Raw genomic sequence first — 503 nt, 5'->3', positions numbered from 1 at the left:
TTCATCACGTTCGCCGTTAACGCCACCAACGGAGGTAAGTGGTCATAATGCTCACGGTAGTACTTCGCCACATCAAACCCTGTCATGTCTGGCAGTTGAATGTCCAACAGCGCAAGGTCGTATTGATCCGGCACAAAGTTGACTAACGCCTCTTCCCCAGTCATCGCGACCGTCACGGAATGCCCCAAACTTTCTAGCAGCGACTTAGCCACCGTCACGTTAAGTTCAATGTCTTCAACCATAAAGATGTTGAGATGCACATTGTCGCGCTTCGCATCGATTACCGGCTCTTCGAGTTCAACAATAGGAACGTGAATCGACACAGTAAAAGTACTACCAAAGCCTTCTTCACTTGTGACCGTAATGTCCCCATCCATCATATTGATCAGCTGTTTCGAAACCGCTAACCCAATGCCTGTACCTACCGCATGCAAGTTGTCTTTGCCCGACTTAACTTGATAATACATAGCAAAAATCTTATCCAGTTCAGCTTCAGGAATACC

Annotated in this window: 1 protein-coding gene; it reads right to left on the bottom strand. The window is 47.1% G+C overall.

Annotated features, from left to right (window positions below):
* Positions 1 to 503: response regulator (locus tag R7Z49_RS28005; RefSeq protein ID WP_318112925.1), on the bottom strand; the 503-nt coding region annotated here is incomplete at both ends.

It is taken from the genome of Vibrio sp. 1562, assembly GCF_033340155.1.
GTDB classification, from domain to species: Bacteria; Pseudomonadota; Gammaproteobacteria; order Enterobacterales; family Vibrionaceae; genus Vibrio; species Vibrio alginolyticus.
This window is presented reverse-complemented; position numbering and strand designations above follow the sequence as displayed.